The sequence below is a fragment of the Bacillus sp. E214 genome (genome assembly GCF_008087365.1).
Classification (GTDB): domain Bacteria; phylum Bacillota; class Bacilli; order Bacillales; family Pradoshiaceae; genus Pradoshia.
Genome location: NZ_VENN01000002.1, coordinates 385,379 through 407,766, shown reverse-complemented (window position 1 = coordinate 407,766; position 22,388 = coordinate 385,379). Strand labels below are relative to the sequence as shown.

The window sequence follows — 22,388 nt, the reverse complement described above, 5'->3', positions numbered from 1 at the left end:
TATGTTCATCCTTCCACTTTTAACTCTAAAATTAAATCTCTAAGTTCGGCAGCACGTTCAAAATCAAGCGCTTTGGCTGCTTCCTTCATTTCTTTTTCCATATTTGCAATTACTTTTTGACGCTCTTTCTTGGAAAGTTTCTCGTATTTATTTGCAGCTTTTTCTTCTTCATCTTCCGTTATATGAGTGGCCCGAATGACATCGCGAATATCCTTCTGAATCGTCTTGGGAACGATGCCATGTTTCCTGTTATACTCTTCCTGAATCGCACGGCGCCTTTTAGTCTCTGAAATCGCTATTTCCATGGAATTCGTTATTTTATCTGCATACATAATAACATGACCGTTTGAATTACGGGCAGCACGGCCGACCGTTTGAATAAGAGACCGTTCTGAACGCAGGAATCCTTCTTTATCCGCATCAAGAATAGCTACGAGTGAGACCTCCGGAATATCAATCCCTTCACGCAGTAGATTTATTCCAATCAACACATCATATTTTCCAAGACGCAGATCTCTGATGATTTCGATTCGTTCGAGTGTTTTAATCTCAGAGTGTAAATATTGAACCTTGATGCCAAGCTCTTTTAAATAATCCGTTAAATCCTCAGACATTTTCTTAGTCAATGTAGTGATTAGGACACGCTCATCCCTTGTGATTCTCTCGTTAATTTCCCCTAACAAGTCATCAATTTGACCTTCAATCGGGCGAACATCAATAGTTGGATCCAGCAGTCCTGTTGGACGGATAATCTGTTCAACCATTTCCGGTGAATGCTCCTGTTCATAAGGCCCCGGTGTAGCAGATACATAAACAATCTGGTTGACATGTTCTTCAAACTCCTGAAATTGCAAAGGCCTATTATCCATTGCGGACGGCAAACGGAAACCATGATTGACAAGTACCTCTTTCCGGGCGCGGTCTCCATTATACATTCCGCGAACCTGCGGGACTGTAACATGGGATTCATCTATAACCATTAAAAAGTCTTTAGGGAAATAATCGATAAGGGTATAGGGGGTAGAGCCCGGCGGCCTTAAGGTCAGATGTCGGGAATAGTTCTCGATTCCTGAACAAAAGCCCATTTCTCTCATCATTTCAAGATCGTAACGGGTTCTTTGCTCCAACCGCTGTGCTTCGAGAAGCTTTCCTTCACCTCTTAAAAAGGTGAGCTGCTCTTCCAATTCCGTCTCAATATTTTGAATAGCAATCCTCATCTTTTCTTCTCTTGTAACGAAGTGGGATGCAGGGAAGATAGCTACATGATCTCTTTCGCCGATAATTTCTCCAGTCAGCGCATCCACCTCTCTGATCCGTTCCACTTCATCGCCGAAAAATTCAACACGTACACAGTGTTCATCCTTTGAGACTGGAAAAATCTCTACTACATCTCCTCTTACTCGAAATGCTCCGCGTTGAAAGTTAATATCATTTCGTTCATATTGAATGTCGACCAATTTACGTAATAGCTGATTCCGCTCCATTTCCATGCCAACTCGTATGGATAAAACCATTTCCCCGTATTCTTCTGGAGAACCCAAGCCATAAATACAGGACACACTGGCAATAATAATGACATCCTTCCGCTCAAATAATGCAGATGTTGCAGAGTGGCGCAGTTTATCTATCTCATCATTAATACTGGCGTCCTTTTCTATAAAGGTATCAGTCTGAGGTACATACGCTTCAGGCTGATAGTAGTCATAGTAACTGACAAAATACTCGACTGCATTATTCGGAAAGAACTCTTTAAATTCACTGTACAGCTGTCCAGCAAGCGTCTTATTATGAGCAATGATAAGGGTGGGCTTATTAGTCTCTTTTATCACGTTTGAAATCGTGAATGTTTTTCCGGTTCCAGTAGCGCCAAGCAGCGTTTGATGCTTAACGCCATTATTAATTCCATTCACTAGCTCTTTAATTGCAGTTGGCTGGTCTCCTTGAGGAGTATACTTGGAAACCAATTCAAATTGTTTACTCACACAAAAGCCCCTTTCATCATTTTCATCTCAAGTCTCGTTTTATTTGATAACAATATTTTACCACAATCATCTATAAACAAACCAATAAAAAGCGAACAAACATTCCCTTTTTTAACTTTAATAATATCATTTATGCCCATCCTGCAAAAAAATAAAAGAGTCTTCCTCAATAATATGGAAGACTCAGTCTGTTGTTTATGCACTTTTAGGTGTTCTTTTGATCATGCGCTGAGAATACCAATACCCGGCCGTTAATGAAAATGCGTCAATTATAATCAGAGGCCAGGATGATGTATAGCCTTTATACGCTGATGCGGCGATTAGGGCAACCGTTAAACACAAACCGACTATGCAGCTATATGTCACTCTTGAAAAGAGCACAACTAATAAACCTGGAGCTAAAAGAGCTATTAAAATCTTCATCTGAGGTCTCACCTGCTTCCCTCTGGAATCACGCAGCTATTTTCCAGCAATTCTATTCAGCTACAAATATATTACATTTCATGTGATTAATCCAGCAGGATACTAAGTTAATCGCTGACTGGCCCTCCATTTGGCACCCCTCTGACTTCAAATGTGTCCATAGGCCTTTAGGATCATGTATGAAATTTTATCCAAAATTAGGTTTCGTTAACCAAATCTAAAGGAATTTATAAAGAAGCAAGTATTCATTAATATAGGAGGGAAAATATGAAACTTAAAAAATGGTTATCCATCTCTTCTGCTGCTTTCTTAGGGATTGCCTTAACAGCATGTTCGGATGCCGAAGAAACCTCTAATGATGAGAACGATTCAAAAGAAGAAACAGTTGAAATTACATATGCCAGAGGAGTCGATACGACAGGCAGTACAGAAAAACTGATAGAAGCATTCGAGAAAAAACATCCGAATATTAAGGTAAACTATCAGGAAATGCCGAATAGTTCTACTCAACAGCACGATCAATATGTAACCGCATTCAGTAGTAAAAGTGCTGAAATTGATGTATTTGATGCAGATGTTGTTTGGCCGGCAGAGTTCGCCCAAGCTAACTATGCGATGGAATTAGACCGCTTCATCGATCAGGATAAAATAAATCTCGAAGACTACTTCCCCGGTCCAGTTGAAGCCGGGAAATTTGAAGGCAAGCAATGGGCTCTGCCAAAATACTCAGATGCCGGTATTCTTTATTATCGAACAGATTTGGTTAGCGAACCCCCAAAAACATGGGATGAGTTGATAGAAATGGCTAAAGAAGGAAACGGGAAAGAAGGCACAAGCTCAGGCTTTGTCTTCCAAGCAAAGCAATATGAAGGTATTGTTGTGAACGCCATGGAATTCATTGCCTCCTACGGCGGCAAAATCATCGATGAAAACAATGAAGTCGTCATTAACAGTCCAGAAGCCAAAAAAGGACTTAGTAAAATGGTTGAAATTGCAAACGCAGATTTCATGCCAAATAACATTTTAACTTTTACCGAAACGGAAACTGAATCTGCCTTTAAAGAAGGCCAAACTGTATTCGCACGCAACTGGCCCTATATGGAAAAAACAGCTGCTGATAAAAGTACCTCAAAGGTAGCTGGCAACTTTGCCTTTACCTCCTTGCCTGCTGGTGATTCAGGCTCAGCTTCGACACTCGGAGGCTATATGGCCATGATTAACCGCTATACTGATCATCCAAAAGAATCATGGGAATTTGTGAAATTCATGACTGGGGAAGAAGGACAAAAAATCTCTGCGACCGAAGGCGGACGTGCTCCAACCATAAAAGCTTTATATGAGGATAAGGAAGTACAGGATGCGGCTCCTGTTTTCAAAGAAAAGTCTTTTGTTGAAACACTAGAAAACGCTGTACCTAGGCCGGTTACTCCAAATTACCAGGAAATATCGGATATTTTGCAAATCGAAATTTCTAAAGCATTAACAAAGGATATTACAGTTGATGAAGCCATTGAAAATATGGAATCGAAAATGAAGGCTGCATTGAAGGAATAGATAACTTAGCCTAATAGGAACGGCAATGGGAGGGAGATGGGCACAAAAGCTTGTCTCCTATTTTTTAGCTTTTGAAGTCCATCCTGAAAGGAGTAATGATATGAAAAAGAAATTTTCGCTATCCGAACGACAATTAGGATATGCCATGATTATCCCTTCTCTTATACTAATTGGAATTGTTGTTCTCTATCCAATTGCCATGTCTTTTTGGAACAGTATGTTTGATTATCGATTGAATACTCCAGAGAAATCCGTACGAATGCTATCTTCTCAAGTTGACCTTGAACGGTATGCCACTGATTATTATTATCTACAAAAAAATCTAGAAGAATTGAATAGCGATAAATCCAGCCAATGGGCAGAACTCATTGAAAAAAATCATCAAAAACTTTTAAATGAATCCGATATCGAAAAGCAATATGAATATGTAGAGAAAAAGGTTGCCAACTTTGAACCTATTAAGGAGAAAGATGAAAAATATGCCTCCATTAATGAGGATACAGCAGAAGCCTATAAAGCTGATTTAAAATCCATCAGTGGTGAATTGAAAGCGATCGAGGGAGAGCAGTCAGAACTTGCAAAGGATACAGCTGCTTTATCTGCTTCTGTCTCTGATTCTATTTTGAAGGAAAACTTTGTTGGGTTAGGTAACTACAGTAAATACCTATCTGATGCACGCATGTGGAAATCGTTATCCAATACGATGATTTTCACAGTTATTACAGTCTTTTTTGAATTGGTGATTGGATTAGCCATTGCCTTATTAATTAATCGAGCGTTCTTTGGCAGAGGTGCGGTCAGAGCAGTTGTATTAATTCCCTGGGCGATCCCTACCGCTGTATCAGCGATGATGTGGATGTTCCTCTATGATGGGCAATCAGGTATTATCGCCCACTTGTTCGAAGAGCTTCATATTATTTCAAACGCCGGGGATTTATTAAGCACAGGTGCCGGAGCGATGGCGTCTGTTATTCTAACGGATATATGGAAAACAACACCCTATATGGCTTTGTTATTGTTAGCGGGCTTGCAGACCATCCCCAAGGATGTTTATGAAGCTGCTTCAGTCGATGGAGCAAGCAAGTGGTACCAATTCCGCAGAATAACACTACCTTTATTAAAATCCAGCATTCTTGTTGCCCTGCTCTTCCGTACACTTGATGCGTTCAGAGTATTTGACCTTATTTTCGTCTTAACAGGCGGCGGACCTGCAAATTCAACAGAAGTGATTACCATATATGCATATAAAACCTTATTCGCTCAACAAAATTTCGGCGAAGGCTCCGTCCTCTCGATGATTGTGTTTGTTTCAGTGGCGATTATCAGTCTGATTTACATTAAATTCATAGGTTCTGACCTATTTGGAGACCGCATAAACGGAAAGGGGGAAAATTAAATGAAGAAGCCTGTAAAAACCATACTTTTCTATGTGTCGATTGCTCTTTTTATCTTTGTTATCATGTTCCCATTTCTCTGGGTCTTTCTTACATCCTTAAAAGAACCGGGTGAAATTTTTGCCTCGTATAAATGGTGGTCCAAGAATCCATCTCTAGATTCATATAAATCTGCTTTAACTTCAAGGCCCCTGCTCGGTTACATGAAAAATAGTTTAATCGTTTCTACCGTTACGACCGTAATCGCCATCACGTTTGCATCATTTGCAGCTTATGCGTTAACACGTTTACCGATTAAAGGAAAGGGTATTATATTTGCTGTAATACTAGCATCATCTATGTTTCCGCATATCGCTATTATTTCACCAATCTATAACTTTGTAACCGACTTCAATTTACGTAATACGTATACAGGGTTGGTGATTCCCTATATTACATTCAGCTTACCTTTGGCTATTTGGCTATTATCCACGTTCTTTCAGAAAATACCAAAGGATCTTGAGGAATCAGCGAAGATGGATGGTGCTACACCATTTCAAACCTTTAGAAGAATCATTTTCCCATTGGCTGCACCCGGCGTATTTACGACAGCCATCCTTGTATTTATCGCAGCTTGGAATGAATATTTATTTGCTTTAACTATTAATTCAAAAGAAGCAGCACGAACTGTACCAGTAGGTATATCCCTTTACCAAAGTGATTACACCATTCCTTGGGGTGATATAACGGCAGCAACTGTCATCGTCACCATTCCAATTGTTATATTGGTGTTGATTTTCCAAAGAAAAATAGTATCCGGTTTGACATCAGGATCAGTGAAGGGATAAAACGAATGTACTGTTTCAACGTTGAGGGGGATTTTGTTGGAAAAAAAACCGTATATTACAGAAGCAATCATTGGTAATTCAAGCATGCTGGTATCTTTAACAAAAGATGGGCAGGCGCAAAGGATCACATGGCCAAATATCGATTTTCCCCAGCATCTAAATCTATTTTATACAGGTATTCGCGGCATTGAAGGCTCGGTAAAGACCTTCTTCCTTCATGAGAATGTTTGGAATCATAAACAAGCCTATATGAACCGCACGAACATTTTAGAAACCATATCCACACTCGGCGGTTCTGGCTTGTCTATCAGACAGCTCGATTTTGTGTTACCCAAAAAAGATGTCTATGTTCGGCACTTTACCTTTAAAAATCTATCAGATCGTCCACAAAATATAAGCTTCGTAGTTTACAGCGATTTTATGATTGATGAAAAAAGACGCTATCAAACTGTTATGTTCGAGGAAGATACAGATAGCTTTACCCATTACCACAGAGAATATGGATTTGCAGTTGGCTCCACTCATAACGTTAAGAAATTTCAATGTGGAGCTACATTTAAGGAGCTAAATGACGGTATTCTTAGGGGTAAAAGAATTGCCAATAAATCATCATGTGGAATTGAATATGATCCGCTTTCTCTCGATCCCAACGAGGAAAAATCCATTACGCTTTATATTGCAGCAGGCAACGGCTCTCAAGGAGCGATTGACATCTTAAAGGATGTAAAAGAGATTCCCTTTGACGAACATTTCAAGGAGACCTTGCACTATTGGTATGAATATTTGGATCAAGCGAAGCCAGTTGAAATTAAAGATGAACGAACAAAGAAAATTTATGAGCGTTCTTTACTTATGTTTCATTTAATGAATAATAAAAATGGCGGTTTCATTGCTGCCCCTGAGGTAGATGAGGAATATGCCTTTTCAGGTGGATATTCCTATTGCTGGGGTCGTGATGCAGCCTACACCGCCACTGCATATGCTCGTGCAGGCTATCACAGACAGGTTAAAGAGTTTTACCGATTTGCCAGAACTCTTCAGGATGAGGAAGGAAAATGGGATCAGCGCCACTATTTAGACGGACATTTAGCTCCTGCCTGGGGCTTGCAAATTGATGAAACAGGCTCCATTCTGTGGGGACTCCATCAATTTTATGAAATTACCGGTGATGAGGACTTTGTAGTTGAAATGTGGCCAGTCATGGAAAAAGGGGCGGACTTCCTTACTAAGTTTATCGATCCCATCACCCATCTTCCTCTTCCTAGCATGGATATATGGGAAAAAAGAGAAGCTGAACACTTTTATTCAGCCGCCGCAGTATATGGAGGGCTGTTAGGATCTTCTGAATGGGCCGAGAAATTAGGTCATCCCGAAAAAGCTATTCTTTATAGGAATACTGCAGCAGCTATTAAAAAGACTATCATGCAGATTGGCTACAATGAGACGAATGAAGCGTTTTTCCGAGCTTTTCATTTAAGACTCGATGAACCGGCCTACTTAAATAAGAAAGCTCAGGGCAAGGATGTCTCAAAGGAATATGATGCCAAGGGATATCCAATCTATCGTCAGGTCAGGGATGATGTCATCGATATCTGTTTACTTGGCCTTCAGGTACCCTTCAATATGATTGATGCCAATGATCCAAAAATGAAACAAACAGCTGCCACCATTGACCGACTGTGCCGCTCCAAGATTATTGGTGGTATCGAACGCTTCCCGGGGGATATCTATATTAGTGGTGACCCTTGGATCATATCGACGCTCTGGCTCGCGATTTATTATATTCGCATTAATAAACAGCTTGAAGCAAAGAAATTATTTAAATGGGTCGTCGATCATGCCACTGATTTGGATCTTTTAGCAGAGCAAATTGACAAAATTACAGGCAGACCTGCCTGGGTATTACCGCTTACTTGGTCACACGCTATGTTCATTTTGACTGTTTTAGAAATGAAAGAGAATGGAATAGAACTTTAACCGCCTGTGGATAAGCCAAGTTGTCCACACACTTATACACGGTAATCACAGTTTATTCATAACATTTAATAAGCAAAGTAAATTTCCCCCTGTGGATAAACTATGCAAAAAGGATCTTCAGGTCTATATTGGCCAGAAGATCCTTTCATTTTATATGGATATACTTTCTGATCTTCTGAAACAACTTAAGCCATCATCTCTGACTGGATGGATATACTATAGACAAGCAACCTTTTCAGCAATACCCTGAGTATCATCACTTAATCTATGGTTATTCTCGATATTTGTTTGAGTTAATATATATCTGATTATTGATTTCTTAATACTGTCAATTACACGTTCCGGCTATTTCAGAGGCAGCTTCCGAACTTTTCAGAACACATATGAAAAGAACTATAATCAACTGCATACCTTCCGAAACATTCATAACCCCTTTATTCATTTGGATGATTATAGATTCCCGGGATTAGCTGAGACCCCTCTAAATCTGCCATCAAGGAAAAAAAACTAAGAACAAAGCAATCATTATGATTTATACTTAGGTAGTATTATAAAATAACAATATTTAAATAATTTCGTTCGTCTAAAAAATACTTCAAATAAACCGAAAATAAAATTGAACCATTTGCTGAAACTAAATCAGGTATTTATTTCATGATAGATATTCAATAATGAGGGGGCATAACATATATAATACGATTAAATAGTCAACAGAAAACAGGTTTATAAACATACCTATAAATCCTGAGATTGGAGGAGTTTACAATGAGTGGGCATCATCACCATGGTCATCATCATAGTCACGAAAGCGGAGGCCATCATCATAATGCAAATAAAAAAGCCCTTGCGATTAGCTTTGGTTTAATATTTGCCTTCATGATTATAGAAGTGATTGGCGGGATTTGGACCAACAGTCTTGCTCTTCTTTCCGATGCTGGCCATATGCTTAGTGACGCAGCTGCTTTGGGATTAAGCTTATTTGCCTTTAAATTTTCAGAAAAGGCTGCTGATTACTCCAAAACCTATGGCTATAAACGCTCCGAAATATTAGCCGCATTTATAAACGGCATGACTTTAATCATTATTTCCTTTTTTATCTATTGGGAGGCAATTGAACGTTTTAGAGTGCCGCCAGAGGTTAGCTCCAATATGCTTTGGATTGCTCTAATTGGATTGATTGTCAATTTAGCGGTTGCCTGGATCTTGATGAGAGGTGATATAGAGGAAAATCTGAATATGCGAGGAGCCTTCCTTCATGTATTAGGGGATTTACTTGGATCAGTCGGCACAATTATTGCCGGAATCTTAATCATTCTGTTCGGCTGGAATTTGGCAGATCCGATTGCCAGCATGATTGTAGCAACTCTTGTCTTAGTTAGCGGATGGCGTGTATTAAAGGACTCTTATCATATTTTAATGGAGGGTACTCCGACAGGCATCCAAATCGAGCAGGTAAGAAAAAGTCTAATGAGTATAGAGGGTGTTCTGGATGTGCATGATTTACATATCTGGACGATCACATCCGGTTTCCCTGCACTTAGCTGCCATGTTGTCGTTGAGAAAAAAGTGGACCGTGATGAAATTCTTATTCAATTACAGAATTGGTTAAAGAACAATCATCAGATTGAACATTGTACGTTTCAAATCGAAGGATACACTATAGCAGAGAGCAATCAACATGAACCATGTAACTAATACTGAATGGCCATTAACCTATTAAGATTACAATTTCGCTACGTTTTCAAGTCAAATTCTAAAAGCAATTGAATGTGAAGGTTCTAACTATTATAATAATTTTATCAGTTCATGACCACGTTTACATAATTGTAATTTTTTATCCAGAAAGGGAATTTAAAATGATCGGTGATCGTGTTAAAAGAATTAGAAAAGAGAAAAAGATGTCTATGACGGAGCTAGCGGAGAAGGCGGGAGTAGCAAAGTCCTATTTAAGTTCACTCGAAAGAAATATACAGGTGAATCCCTCCGTTCAATTTCTTGAAAAGATAGCAGCTGTACTAAATATCCCGCTAGATGCTCTCTTACACGATGAACCAGACATGACCAATCTTGATGAGGACTGGGCAGAGTTAATAAAAGAAGCAATGAATTCGGGAGTATCCAAAGATCAGTTCAGAGAGTTTATTGAATTTAATAAATGGCGTATTAAGAAAGATTGAATAGAATGGCCTTAATACTAGAATTCCAAAAAACACTTATATAGCTGTAAGTGTTTTTTCTTGTTTAAGAAAGCAAAATAAATACCCCGAACTTCAACTGAAACCGAGGCATTTCATATATTCACCCTCATTCCTGTGCGTTTCCTTCTCTCTCTATAAAGCTCCTAATCTCTTCTTTGGTAAATCCTATTTGTCGGGCGATCAATATAAGATTTACCCACTCTTGATCCAATTCAGCTTTAACGGTACACATCAATTATATCTCCTCCCTAAAATACTCTCCTGTATTTCAGGTAGTCCAGCCATCATAGTAATTAAACCTTAGATCTGTGACTTTGCGTCCTTATTTTTCAATAAGTTTGCCCTTTACTGTCAGCTCTTCATTAGTATAATTGCTTACTAACTATTTTATTGCCACTGTTTGTAATTTTCAAACATTTTTTGGGTATATTTTCCTTCATTTTTCTACAAATATAGGTAAAAAGGATGATATATGCCATTTCTAAACCAGACTTATGTCGAAAACAAATGAAATTTGTCCTTTTCCATCTGATATTTTTCATAATAGATTTGTTTATTTTGCGAATACTCTACGCCCCTTAACACCTGTTGTTTGGTTAAATCATTCCTACAGGAAGGACATAGCCATTCACCCATTTCACAACTGCTATAAGAAGCTCGATGGCAGATATAACAATTTTTACGATATATAATATCCTCCTTAAATGTTCGTTTTAAAGAACAACAATATCAAAAAAATAGCATATAATGATGGTGATTAAGTCCTGAATAAGGACTAATGGTCTAAATCCTTAATATCCTTTATTAAGTATAGAAACGTTCTTTTTTAAGAACATTTTACTACCTATTTATTTAACAGTCAAATAATTCCAGAACGAACTCTTATACTATTTATTCCTTTAAATAAATCTCTTTTGTATCAATCTATATGGCGCATCCAGATGTCTGATTACAAAAAAATCCTCTCACAACAGAGAGGATAGACAATTATTATTTAGAAAACATATAGGTCTTTGTCTTTGCAGATATATTTAACACAATACTTAAAGCGAGAAGAGTTCCCAATACTGAGCTCCCTCCATAGCTCAGCAATGGTAAAGGGATGCCAGTAATCGGAACAAGTCCCATGACCATTCCTATATTCTCAAAGATATGGAAGGAGAGCATGGAAACGATGCCTATGCAGATATACCGTTCATACTGTCCCTTATTTAATGTGGCAATTGCAATTATTTTATAAATCATAATGAAGTAAAGAGCAATGACCATACTGGCAACGATAAATCCTCCCTCTTCTCCAATTACGGTAAAAATAAAATCCGAGTGAGCTTCCGGAACATACATAACACCATTGTTAAAGCCTCTGCCTGAATCCATTCCTGATCCAATGGCAAGTATGGAATTTTTAAGCTGATAGCCTTCACTAAAATTAAATGGATCAACCCAGGCGTGTATCCGATTTATTTGATATTCTCCTAAAAAGCTTAGTAATAGTTTTGTATGATAAAGATAGATGTAAGCCAGCGTACCCACGGCAGAAATCCCTGTTAAAATCAAGGTGAAAATGATTCTCCAATTCACTCCGGACACAAAAATCATGCCTATTAAAATAGCTGCGATTACCATAGCCGTACCTGCATCGGGCTGCAAGAGAATCAATCCAAGAGGCGGAATTGCAGCCAATCCTAATTTCAGCAATAAGATGAAATCAGATTTAAGAGATTTATTTCTCATAAATTTATCATTATGGGAGACTATGATTTTTGCCAAAAAAAGAATGAGAAATACCTTCATAAACTCTGAAGGCTGCACAGAAAAACCAGGTAGTTGAAACCAGGATTTTGCCCCCTTCGTTTCCTCCGCAATACTTTCAGGAGCGACTAGAAGGAAAGCTAATACACCGAATCCGAAAAGATATAGATAGATAGACATTCTCTTAATCTGGCTCAAATCAAAATAATAAACAACCGATGTCAGGATTAGTCCTATACAAAAATAAATGGCCTGCTTTATTGCAAATGGATTTCCATAAGGTAAATACTTCTGTGCACTATAAATATAGAAACAGCTGATGCCCATAAAAACAAAGATAATCAACAATAAGTCCAGATCAAAATAACTCTTACGAACCTTGTTTAAATTCATTAAATGACCCCTACTGTTTTTCCATATTATAACATTTACTCGATATGTATTACAAATATTACAAAAACCAATACTACTATTACAAAAAGAATTTAGATTACATAAATGTAATTATGGCTGAAAACTGATACTCCCCTTCACCATTGAATAGCAAGAGTATTGATAGCGCAAAAAAGAATAGTTAAGAGGGCTAAAATGAACATTTATCAAACGATACTTTATAAAGTAGAAGATATGCTTATTAAATTGTTTACAAAAAAAGAAAAATACGCCGATGTTAAAGCCAGCATCGAACAAAAGAGAGCTGAAAAGGAACACGCTCGCCTTCTAAAGCAACAGGAAAAAGAGCGGTTAAAAAGGGAACGGGAAGAACAGGAAAGAAGAGAAATAGAAGCCATCATCGCTAATTTAATGGAACATAACGGCCAAAATTACTCCCCTTATGAATATAACGAAATTAAAAGGAATAAAGTATTCTTTAGAACCCTTATTCAACGTGTTTTTGAACCTAATGAGAAGGCTTTGGCCTTCATTTACTGTGAATATGATAAAAACAGTAAGAAGGAAATTTTCGGATACTTAATTCCTACCAATAAAAGAATAATTTTTGTTAATAAGAGGTTCAGTGTAATACAAAGATTCAGGTATCAGACCGTTAGAAACGTCAACTGGTTCAAGGATGGACTATTAGAAAGAGGATTAAAAATCCAATATGGTAAGCGTAGATTGGATTTTGATGAAATATTTGATCAGGGCCAGTTGATTAGAGTAGGGAATATTATTTTGAATAAGTCCAGGAATATTTGAATAGTATGATCCGAAAACTAAACAAAACAGTGGTCACAGATGTAAGCCTGTGACCACTGTTTTATTTCATTCATACTATTACTAAAGCTTCTACCTCTTCAGTTCACTATCAACTGTCAAAATACCTAATTCGTGATGGTCTCCCTCATATAAGGCATTTTGGACAAGCCTGATTTGCTCATTCGTATCATAGACTTCCAGCTTACAATGAGCACGATTGATTTGTAAGGCTTCATAAAGTTGCTCAGAGTTGTAAACCTGTTGTCCATTCACACGGGTCAAACGCTCCCCTGCTTTTAAACCCATTCGCTCTGCCGGCGATTCCGGAAGTACACCTAGGATCATCAAGCCTTTTTTTCCTGAAGTGAAGAAAGCATTCGATTGATTTTCATTATTTTTATACACAAACTGTATGACTTCCCTGCCAAGGATTGCAACAATGGCAGCTGCTAAACTGACAATCGGATACCACTTTCCAGCTACAGCCAGAGCTAATACAATGATGCCTAGGATAGCTACATGGTTTCCAAGCCTTCCAGCCACATTGCCCATCAAATTACTTTTCACTTTAAGGGAGAACCCAATAAAAAATGGCACCAGAATAGGACTCCAATCCGTTCCTCCAAATGAAAAGACAGGCCAAAAATCTCCGCTAACATTCAACATTCCATTAGGAATAAATAATAAGACCGGCACCAGCCAAACTCTTTTTGTTGTTTGCGTTCCAATATAGAGACCGCGCTTTCCTTTTTCAACTGAAGGAGAAACTTGAATAGCTCCTCTTTTCCGAATTAATACTCCCTCTGTAATAATCAATAAACCTATTAAAACAGCTATTGAAGGATAAATCGCCTGCTCAAATAGAAAATAGCTGTTATTCAGGATGCCCTCAAACCCTGTTACATATAAAATATAGATAACAAGAAAGGCCAATCCAACTGTATAGGCCGGGGAAAGAAATCTGATTTGCATGCTTACACTAATCAGTAACATGAAGATTCCTACGATTACAATGAAATCAAATGGTACAGCTAAGCCGAGTAGCCCAGTGATGACCGATAGAATGAGTCCCCATACTAAACTAGGAACAATATATTCTTTCATTTCAATCATAGAATCCTCTACACGGACATGAAACAGTTTTCTTTCCTGTTTGACCCTCATGGAGCCAAGTATATATGTAAGTATAAATCCCACATAGAAAAGCGGGTGTAAAAACAATTCGCCTATTCCTTTTGCAATTTCAATTATCCACGTTTCCCACAAATTAATCACCAACCTCGCATACACTTACTTAATATTCTATCAAATCCCCCCCTCCTTTCCTATCAATTCTTTTCAGATAGTCACTATACTACAAAACTCACCAAGAACTTCTAAGATGTCCACCCTGCAGAAGAAACAAAGGATCGGTAACGAATTACAATAATAATGGATGAATCAGCATACAAAAAAATGAAGGCTCATAGCCTTCACTTTTTTGATATTCACCTTTAAGAAAACAAGGCACTTTATATTCTCATACCATGACCCGAATGCTATTGCTGGGCCAACCAACTTAAACCAGTTTGCAGCTGACGGTCATTTTTTTCATCCTTAATCTTATCCACTACGGCCTGCTGGAGCTTAGCTGCGACATCCTGATCAACACTCCCTGTAACCGGCAATTTATGCATCCGCTGAAAGGCTAGGACAGCCTTCTCTGTCTTACTGCTAAAATAACCATCTGTACGCCCTGGTGCATATCCCAATCCCTCTAACATCTGCTGCAGTGTCTTCACCTGTTTATTATTCATATCCTTCCGCAGGTCTCCCGTAACAACAAGGGGCTGTAAGGTATAGTAGCTATCCTGATGAACGGACATCGTCGGAGCAATACCCTTTTTATGAATCCACGTACCATTTGGTGTCAGCCATTTATAGAAGGTTAACTTAATGGTACTACCATCCCCCATTGAAACAGGCTGCTGAACAGTCCCTTTTCCAAATGTTTTCTCGCCAATCAATGGATAACCTTCCGCTTCCTGCATGGCACCGGCAAATATTTCTGAAGCTGATGCGCTTCCCTTATTAATAAGCACAGCAATCGGGTACTCCTTCTCACTTTTTAAAGTAGAGAAAAATTTATTCTTTTTGCCATTTCGCTCTTGAATTTGAATATAAGGATGTTCATTCGTTACAAATACCTCCAGGATTTCCTGAACACTTGTTAACAGTCCTCCAGGATTTCCCCTTACATCAATCAAAAGTCCATCCACCTTATCCTCTTCCAGACCTTTTAGATCTTCCAGAAAATCCTCTGCAGTTTCTTCACTGAATGAGGTGATTTGGATATAACCAATTTTTTTATCCCTTACTTTCTTTATAGCCGTGTGGATTGTTTCAATCGGAATCTCATCACGCTCCACTAAAAACGTGATTGGCTGATCATTGCCGTTTCTTTTAATGTCTATCGTCACTTTAGTTCCAATCTTCCCACGTATCAGGGAAACAACATCATATAGTTCCAATCCCTTAACATCCTTACTATCAATACGGATAATTTCATCACCAGGTTTTATACCGGATCGTTCGGCCGGGGAATTTTTAAATGGTGACACAATGATAAACTTCCCGTCCATAAAACTTATCTCAGCTCCAATTCCCTGAAACCTGGAATCCAATGTTTGTTGAAACTGTGACGAAGTCTCTTCATCCATATATACCGAATATGGATCTTTGAGCTCCCCAAGCATCCCTTTAATAGCTCCCTCAGTCAGCTGCCCTCCATCTATACGCTCTACGTAATTAGACGTAATAATATCATATGCCTGTCGTACTTTATCAAACTGGGGCCAGGAATCAGCCTGATTCTCTTTTTGATTCTTCGATTCAAGCGTATTCTCCAATGTCACATACTTCCACCACAAGCCAGCGATTGTAACAACTAATAGAAAGATGGCTACAGAAAATAACCAGTACCATTTATTTTTCATAGATCGCTCCTTTCATAGTTCTATCAATTAAAAAAGCACTGCACGTATAAATGTGCAATGCTTAGTCCTACTATATACAGTATGAAAGGCTTGTACATAGTATGATTATTTATCTAATTTTTGACTGGCACCCGGAGCAATCGGTCCTGGATCTTTAGCAAATACTGCAGCACTTCCAAAAGCGCAAGTCAGTATACATAACGTGATGACAAACCCAGCTATTCGCTTCATAAACCTATTCACCTCCCAATCTTGCTTTGTATCTATGTACATTCTCGGAGTTCAATAGTTGAAGATAAAAAAAGTTTGAGTTTGATGTAAAAACATCTCTGGCAACTTGCATTAATTTTTCATTATCAGTTGCGATGCTATAAAAAAACAGCTGATACGAAGTTAAATACCCATTCTCTTTTTTCAGATTATCTAATATATGCAAAGCCTCTTCTGTTCGTCCTGTTACAAGATAGCGATGGGCTTTTTCTGCTTCATCCTTTGGTATTGAGTCAGTATCGACTCCCCAAAAAGAGTTCAAAAACTCTATAGTATTTATTAAAAAACTCATCCTTTTGGATTGTATATCGGCTGGCAGGGAACTTAAAGTAGCCATTGATTTATTTAGCCAGTATTTTGCCACCTGATAATTTTCAAACATAAAGGATTGACCCAATGTGTGATAGAAAACGGAATAGATAACAGGAAAATATACTTCCAATTCGCGTCTTTCAATCACTTTCATGCATTTTTCTCTGCAGAGATCAATTTTATTCATATACAGGTAGGTGAGAACTTCCATCTCAGCCAAACGGATTGAATATGATTCACGCAGGAAATCATTATCCATTAATTCAACCATTGGTACGATAACACGCCTGACCTTATGAAAAGGTTCATATAGGCCTGTTTCGCTGATTCCATATAGATGAATAATTAATGAAAGAATAAGCGTTTCATTACTCGTATTCTTCACCTTAAAAATGGCATCAATTAAATCCGTACCAGTTAAAAGACCATCTCTTCGCTTACTTAGGATGGAATAGATTGAGAGCCATGTCCTCATCTCCGGACTGTCGAATTCTCTCTCAGTTTGAAGGAGGGATTCTACTTCTTTCGTATCCCCCTGCATCGTAAAGTATTCCATTAAAATGTGAGGTTTTATAGCATCTCTGCAATTGATATAATATTCCTTCAGAAAATATTTCTGTTTTTCATAGTTATTAGGAAATAAATCATTCAGTGAAAATATAATACTATGTAAATCGATTTGTGTAGGATCATAGAGTTCTTTTTGTTTACTGATAAAATCAGTAAACTGTTGATCGTCCTTGATCAGATAATCCTTCAAAATAACACCCTCCATGCCACACCTCACTATTTGTAAAATTTTATACCATAATACAAATTTTAGCAGGCGTTGTCTAAATAGTACACTTTATTTATCCACCAAAATAGTAGGTAAACCGACATATTTCGGGTTTCTTTGCTAGCATATTCACATTTACCCCATGAATAAAAAAACGCAGTTCAATATAGAACTGCGTTACGTGCATCTTTCAACTTACATACCACTTAAATATTTCAATGGATCTACAGCATTCTTTTTAGAAGCAGTCCATTCACCTACGTATAATTCAAAATGTAAATGCTGTCCAAATGAGCGACCCGTATTTCCCATGATTCCGATTTGTTGGCCCTTACTTACTGTTTGACCCTCAGAAACATTTCTTGATCTCAAATGGGCATAGACTGTTGTATAAACTTGTCCATCTATATAGTGCGACAGGTAGATAACATTCCCATAGGAACTTGAAAAATTTGACCTTGTTACGACACCGGCTGCCGAAGCTACGACTGGAACTGTACCTGACTTGGCAATATCAATCCCATTATGGTTTCTTCCCCATCTTCCGCCAAATCCTGAGGATACATATCCTGCTGCAGGGCGCATAAATTTACCGGACGTAATGGCCGGCGCAGATACTGTATTACCATTTCCCCCGCCTGTGCTTGCAGAAACCTTTTTAGCTTCTTCTGCCTGACGGTCCTTTTCTTGTTGAATGGCTTTTTTCACAGCTTCTGCTTGACTCGCCAATAATTGCTTTTCCTCCTCCAGGCTTAGTTTTTCTTCTTCAAGTTCAGCCTGTTCGGATTTTAGAATAGCCATTAATTTATTTTTTTCGACCTTCTGGCCATCAAGCTTTTCATTTATAGTTACCAGCTCTTGTTTCATTGCATTTAATTTATTGAGCTTATCTTCAACTTCTTCTTTTTTTGCAACCAAGTCAGCTTTATCATTTTCTTGTTCCGTTAAGATATCCTTATCCGCTTGCATAATAGTGGATACAGCACCTACACGTTCAACAAATTCACCAAAACTGCTGGCTCCAAAAACAACCTCTAAATAATTCACTCCTCCACCATTTTGCTGGTAGGAGCGAGCCCGTTCTTTTAAAATCTCATTGCGAGTTTCAATTCTGGCCTCAATTTCTTTAATGCTTTCTTTTAAACTTGTAACTTTCTCTTGTGTTGAAGTAATTTGGCTATTTTTCTCTTTAATTTTCTCTTGTGTTTCAGTTATTGATTTTTGTAATTTATTAAGTTCTGCTTTTACTTCAGCTTTTTGAGATTCAATCTGATTGATTTTACCGTTTGCTTCTGAGATATCTGTTTCAACAGCTGATTTCTTTTCTTGGATGTTATTCTTCTTTTGTTGTAAAGAATCAATGGATGCTGCTTGAACACTGCCTCCAAAGAGGCCAGCAAAACCCAGCACTAGCGCTGTGTTTAATGCAACAATGGTCTTCTTCACGTGACTTTCCCCTTTCATACTAGGTAACACAATCTGTCTATTCTATGTAGGCCCCTTTGTTACAAGGGGCACAATTGATAATGTTTGAAATTTAGATGGTTATATTTTCAAAAACTTACGAACCGACATTAAACTTCCCCAAATACCAATCAAAGCTCCAAACAGGACAATCAATAGGGAGACCTGAATGATAAATGGATTGTATGGAAGTAGGCTCATGTAATCAATGGTTAAACCTAATGCAAAATTATCGTAAAGGAACTTATACCCTACAGCAATAATCGCTATTGGAATAATAGATCCCATGATGCCGAGCCATAATCCTTCAAGGAAAAACGGCCAACGGATAAATCCATTTGTGGCACCTACTAATCTCATAATTTCAATTTCACGTCTTCTTGCGAAGATGGTAATTTTAATCGTATTGGATATCAAGAACATCGCCGTAAATAACAAGGCTGCGATTAAAACAATCCCTACATTCCGTGATGTATCGACTATTTTAAACATTTTTTCAACGAAGCCTTGTCCGTATTTGACAGTTTCAACATAATCCATTTTTCCTGCTTCTTCCGCAACCTTTGCGACATCGTCAGGGCGATATGTTTTGATGATATATACATCGTTCAGAGGATTGTCCTGCTCAAAGAGTTCAAAGGCACTTCCCTGATCACCCATATTTTCAATCAGGTTGTTTAATTCATCTTCTTTCGGGGAAAAAGTAATAGAATCTACTTCCCCTAATTTTTCTAGATTACTCTCAAGTTGAATCCTTTGTTCTTCAGTAGCAGTGCGATCCACATGGACACGTACTTCAACATCACTCTCAATGCTGCTGGCAAAGTTATTTAAGTTCATCATAATAACAACAAATACACCAACTAAAGATAGTGTAACTGTTACGGCGCTGACAGAAGCAAATGTCATCCAGCCGTTTCTGCCAATATTTTTGAAGCTTTCTTTTATATGTCGGAGGAAGGTTCTAAAGTTCATAGCCATATTCCCCCTTCTGTTCATCACGCACGATGTATCCATTCTCTATCGCAATAACTCTATGTTGTAGTGTATTAACAATCTCTTTATTATGCGTTGCCATCACAACTGTTGTACCGAGACTATTGATTTCTTCGAAAATCTTCATGATTTCCCATGATGTTTCTGGATCCAGGTTACCAGTCGGCTCATCTGCAATTACCAGCTTAGGCGAGCGAACGATGGATCGGGCAATCGCTACCCTTTGTTGTTCTCCACCGGACAATTCAGTTGGAATCATACGAACCTTATGCTTTAAACCAACTAAATCAAGCACGTCCATAACCTTTTGCTTAATGACCTGTGGTCTTTCCTCTGTTACTTCCAGAGCAAAGGCTACATTTTCATAGACTGTAAGATTATTCAACAGTTTATAATCCTGGAAAATTACCCCGATATCTCTTCTTAAAAGAGGCACCTTCGAGTTTTTGATATTGGCAATATTCCTGCCATTGATCATGATCGTACCACTTGTCGGTTTTTCTTCGCGGTACATCATCTTAATAAATGTAGACTTCCCTGCGCCACTTGGCCCAACAACGTAAACAAATTCTCCTGATTTGATTTTTACATTTAGGCCCTTGACTGCTGAAACGCCATTAGGATATGTCTTTTGAACATTAATCATTTCTATCATGTCGTTTTCACCTTTTTCTACCTTCATGTTGTGTATAGTACCTCTATGCTTTATCGACAGGTGTCGTTATTTCTTGTTTTATGATGGAAAAATCCATCTTTTGTCACGATTTTATTATAACATCATAAAATGTCAGAAAAACCACGTTTATATTACATTTATATTTCAACTCTATTACCTTTTTTGTCAGATACCGTAAATATAGTATTAACTATGCCTGTGGTTCAATGTACTCAAGTTGCAATCTTAAAGAAGAGGTCATTTAACCTATTCAATTAATTAAAGGACAAACAGAAACCGGTAAGATAATCTCCTCCGGTTTGGTAAATTCTATTAAAATACTTCACTGCTTATTGCTAAGCCATTCAGCCACTTTTTTAGCATCATCCTCTGCAATCAAATCGCCTGGCATGGCAGGTGCCCCATCATTAATGATTGCTTCAATTTCTTGCACGGATAATTTTTCACCTACAGAAACCAACCCAGGACCAATTCGGCCTTCAAGTGTGTCTCCATGGCAATTTGAACATTTTTGTTCATAAATCTTTGCCGCTTCACTTCCATCATTAGCAATCGAAATCGGAGTGGATGAGGCTGTTTCATTTTTCTCAGTACCCGAATGAGTTGTACAACCAACAAGGGCAATGATAACAACTGCTATGCCAAAATGCAAATAGTTCTTCAAGGAAGTCCCCTCCCAATATTAGGAAAACGTTTGTATGCCCTTATTTTAGCTGTATCTAGGCTTTTTTAAAACCCTCTCCAAGTACCTCGGCAGCATCCATCACGACGACAAATGCCTGGTCATCAATACGTTGAACTACTTGTTTCAGTTTTGTGAAATCAGTTTGATCGATTACACACATTAATACTGGACGTTCACTCTCTGTATAACCGCCATGGGCAGATATTCTTGTAACCCCGCGATCCACTTCTTCCAAAATAGCTCGTCTTACTTCTGTTTCATGATTGGTAATAATCATAACCGTTTTAGAGCGATTAATGCCGACTTGGACTAAATCAATAGTTTTGCTCGTTACATATAGCCCAATCAATGCATATAGACCTTGCTCGATATCAAATACAAGACAAGCAGCCAGTACGATTAAACCATCAATGGCGGCAACACAGGTTCCTAAAGAAAGCCCGGTATATTTATTAACAATTTGCGCCGCTAAATCGGTACCGCCGGTTGAAGCTTTTCCAAGGAATACTATCCCAAGTCCCAATCCAACACCAATCCCACCAAATAAAGCTCCCAATAAAGGATCCTGAGTCCATGGAGACCAGTTACTCGTCAGGAAAACAACGAATGGGAAAAAGATCGTTCCTACAGCTGTTTTAATTCCAAAATGCGTACCAAGCAGAATAACCCCAGCTATAAATAGCGGAATATTAAAGGCCCATTGTACAAAGGCCGGCTCCCATCCGAATACATTATACGTAATCGTACTGATTCCGCTGACCCCACCGGATGCAACTTTTGTCGGCAATAAAAACATATTAAAGGAGATGGCCACAATGGCAGAGCCGATCAGAACATATAAATAATCCTTAATTAGATTGAAGTAAGGATGCGATTCCTTCTGTGCGTTTCTTTTTTTCTTCACAATTGCAAAAGCCTCCGTCTA

General features: G+C 38.2%; 21 protein-coding genes and 1 riboswitch. Of the genes, 7 read left to right on the top strand and 14 right to left on the bottom strand.

The window, feature by feature from the left end; all coding sequences use genetic code 11:
* Positions 1-5: 5 nt before the first annotated feature.
* From uvrB to FHY47_RS11175, 3 genes are read right to left on the bottom strand one after another with little or no spacing between them, the layout of a single operon-like run.
* Entirely contained in the window at positions 6-1,982 is a 1,977-nt protein-coding gene (gene uvrB, locus FHY47_RS11180) for an excinuclease ABC subunit UvrB (protein WP_140461784.1), read from the bottom strand.
* Positions 1,979-2,122 (bottom strand): hypothetical protein, encoded by a 144-nt coding sequence (locus tag FHY47_RS18970; RefSeq protein ID WP_187393483.1) that lies wholly within the window; start codon positions 2,120-2,122, stop codon positions 1,979-1,981. Before FHY47_RS18970 ends, uvrB begins: the two co-directional genes overlap by 4 nt.
* Before the next feature lie 55 nt (positions 2,123-2,177).
* A complete protein-coding gene (locus FHY47_RS11175; protein ID WP_066106119.1) occupies positions 2,178-2,405 on the bottom strand; it encodes a CsbA family protein in 228 nt (75 codons plus the stop codon).
* A gap of 267 nt (positions 2,406-2,672) precedes the next feature.
* Between FHY47_RS11175 and FHY47_RS11170 the strand changes: the two genes are divergently transcribed.
* The 6 genes from FHY47_RS11170 (at position 2,673) to FHY47_RS11145 (ending at position 10,334) form a co-directional block, all read left to right on the top strand.
* A complete protein-coding gene (locus FHY47_RS11170) occupies positions 2,673-3,959 on the top strand; it encodes an ABC transporter substrate-binding protein (RefSeq protein ID WP_139892197.1) in 1,287 nt (428 codons plus the stop codon).
* 100 nt (positions 3,960-4,059) lie between these two features.
* A complete protein-coding gene (locus tag FHY47_RS11165) occupies positions 4,060-5,355 on the top strand; it encodes a carbohydrate ABC transporter permease (protein WP_140461785.1) in 1,296 nt (431 codons plus the stop codon).
* Positions 5,356-6,180 (top strand): carbohydrate ABC transporter permease, encoded by an 825-nt coding sequence (locus FHY47_RS11160; RefSeq protein WP_140461786.1) that lies wholly within the window; start codon positions 5,356-5,358, stop codon positions 6,178-6,180. It abuts the gene before it with no gap.
* Positions 6,181-6,216: 36 nt separating this feature from the next.
* A complete protein-coding gene (locus tag FHY47_RS11155) occupies positions 6,217-8,157 on the top strand; it encodes a glycoside hydrolase family 15 protein (RefSeq protein ID WP_139892194.1) in 1,941 nt (646 codons plus the stop codon).
* Positions 8,158-8,922: 765 nt separating this feature from the next.
* Positions 8,923-9,852 carry a cation diffusion facilitator family transporter gene (locus tag FHY47_RS11150; protein ID WP_148630636.1) on the top strand — a complete coding sequence of 310 codons (930 nt, stop codon included), beginning with the start codon at positions 8,923-8,925 and terminating at the stop codon, positions 9,850-9,852.
* Positions 9,853-10,013: 161 nt separating this feature from the next.
* Positions 10,014-10,334, top strand: a complete 321-nt coding sequence (locus FHY47_RS11145) for a helix-turn-helix domain-containing protein (protein ID WP_139892193.1) — start codon at positions 10,014-10,016, stop codon at positions 10,332-10,334.
* 127 nt (positions 10,335-10,461) lie between these two features.
* On the opposite strand, the gene FHY47_RS11140 is transcribed toward FHY47_RS11145, so the two are convergent.
* Positions 10,462-10,587 (bottom strand): anti-repressor SinI family protein, encoded by a 126-nt coding sequence (locus FHY47_RS11140; RefSeq protein WP_148630634.1) that lies wholly within the window; start codon positions 10,585-10,587, stop codon positions 10,462-10,464.
* 36 nt (positions 10,588-10,623) lie between these two features.
* A riboswitch (cyclic di-GMP riboswitch) is annotated at positions 10,624-10,708 on the bottom strand.
* A 637-nt stretch (positions 10,709-11,345) separates the two neighbouring features.
* On the bottom strand, positions 11,346-12,500 hold the full coding sequence (locus tag FHY47_RS11135; protein ID WP_139892192.1) for an FtsW/RodA/SpoVE family cell cycle protein: 1,155 nt from the start codon (positions 12,498-12,500) through the stop codon (positions 11,346-11,348).
* A gap of 195 nt (positions 12,501-12,695) precedes the next feature.
* On the opposite strand from FHY47_RS11135, the gene FHY47_RS11130 reads away from it, so the two are divergent.
* Entirely contained in the window at positions 12,696-13,307 is a 612-nt protein-coding gene (locus FHY47_RS11130; RefSeq protein WP_148630632.1) for a PH domain-containing protein, read from the top strand.
* 90 nt (positions 13,308-13,397) lie between these two features.
* Here FHY47_RS11130 and FHY47_RS11125 read toward each other — a convergent pair whose 3' ends face one another.
* The 9 genes from FHY47_RS11125 to FHY47_RS11090 all read right to left on the bottom strand — a co-directional run bounded on the left by FHY47_RS11125 (position 13,398) and on the right by FHY47_RS11090 (position 22,367).
* Positions 13,398-14,597, bottom strand: a complete 1,200-nt coding sequence (locus tag FHY47_RS11125) for a PDZ domain-containing protein (RefSeq protein WP_187393482.1) — start codon at positions 14,595-14,597, stop codon at positions 13,398-13,400.
* Between the two features lie 248 nt (positions 14,598-14,845).
* Entirely contained in the window at positions 14,846-16,282 is a 1,437-nt protein-coding gene (locus FHY47_RS11120; RefSeq protein WP_148630627.1) for a S41 family peptidase, read from the bottom strand.
* A gap of 105 nt (positions 16,283-16,387) precedes the next feature.
* On the bottom strand, positions 16,388-16,513 hold the full coding sequence (locus tag FHY47_RS19255) for a hypothetical protein (protein ID WP_257469103.1): 126 nt from the start codon (positions 16,511-16,513) through the stop codon (positions 16,388-16,390).
* A gap of 4 nt (positions 16,514-16,517) precedes the next feature.
* Positions 16,518-17,624: an AimR family lysis-lysogeny pheromone receptor gene (locus FHY47_RS11115; RefSeq protein ID WP_066106093.1), complete on the bottom strand. Its 1,107-nt coding sequence runs from the start codon at positions 17,622-17,624 to the stop codon at positions 16,518-16,520.
* Between the two features lie 213 nt (positions 17,625-17,837).
* Positions 17,838-19,088, bottom strand: a complete 1,251-nt coding sequence (locus tag FHY47_RS19450) for a murein hydrolase activator EnvC family protein (protein WP_066106090.1) — start codon at positions 19,086-19,088, stop codon at positions 17,838-17,840.
* Positions 19,089-19,187: 99 nt separating this feature from the next.
* Complete coding sequence (ftsX, locus tag FHY47_RS11105; RefSeq protein ID WP_066106086.1) at positions 19,188-20,081, bottom strand: permease-like cell division protein FtsX; 894 nt, start codon at positions 20,079-20,081, stop codon at positions 19,188-19,190.
* Complete coding sequence (ftsE, locus tag FHY47_RS11100; protein ID WP_066106856.1) at positions 20,071-20,757, bottom strand: cell division ATP-binding protein FtsE; 687 nt, start codon at positions 20,755-20,757, stop codon at positions 20,071-20,073. The genes ftsX and ftsE overlap by 11 nt, the downstream gene beginning before the upstream one ends.
* Before the next feature lie 343 nt (positions 20,758-21,100).
* Entirely contained in the window at positions 21,101-21,442 is a 342-nt protein-coding gene (locus FHY47_RS11095; protein ID WP_148630625.1) for a c-type cytochrome, read from the bottom strand.
* 55 nt (positions 21,443-21,497) lie between these two features.
* On the bottom strand, positions 21,498-22,367 hold the full coding sequence (locus FHY47_RS11090; protein ID WP_395940468.1) for a YitT family protein: 870 nt from the start codon (positions 22,365-22,367) through the stop codon (positions 21,498-21,500).
* Between the last annotated feature and the right edge of the window lie 21 nt (positions 22,368-22,388).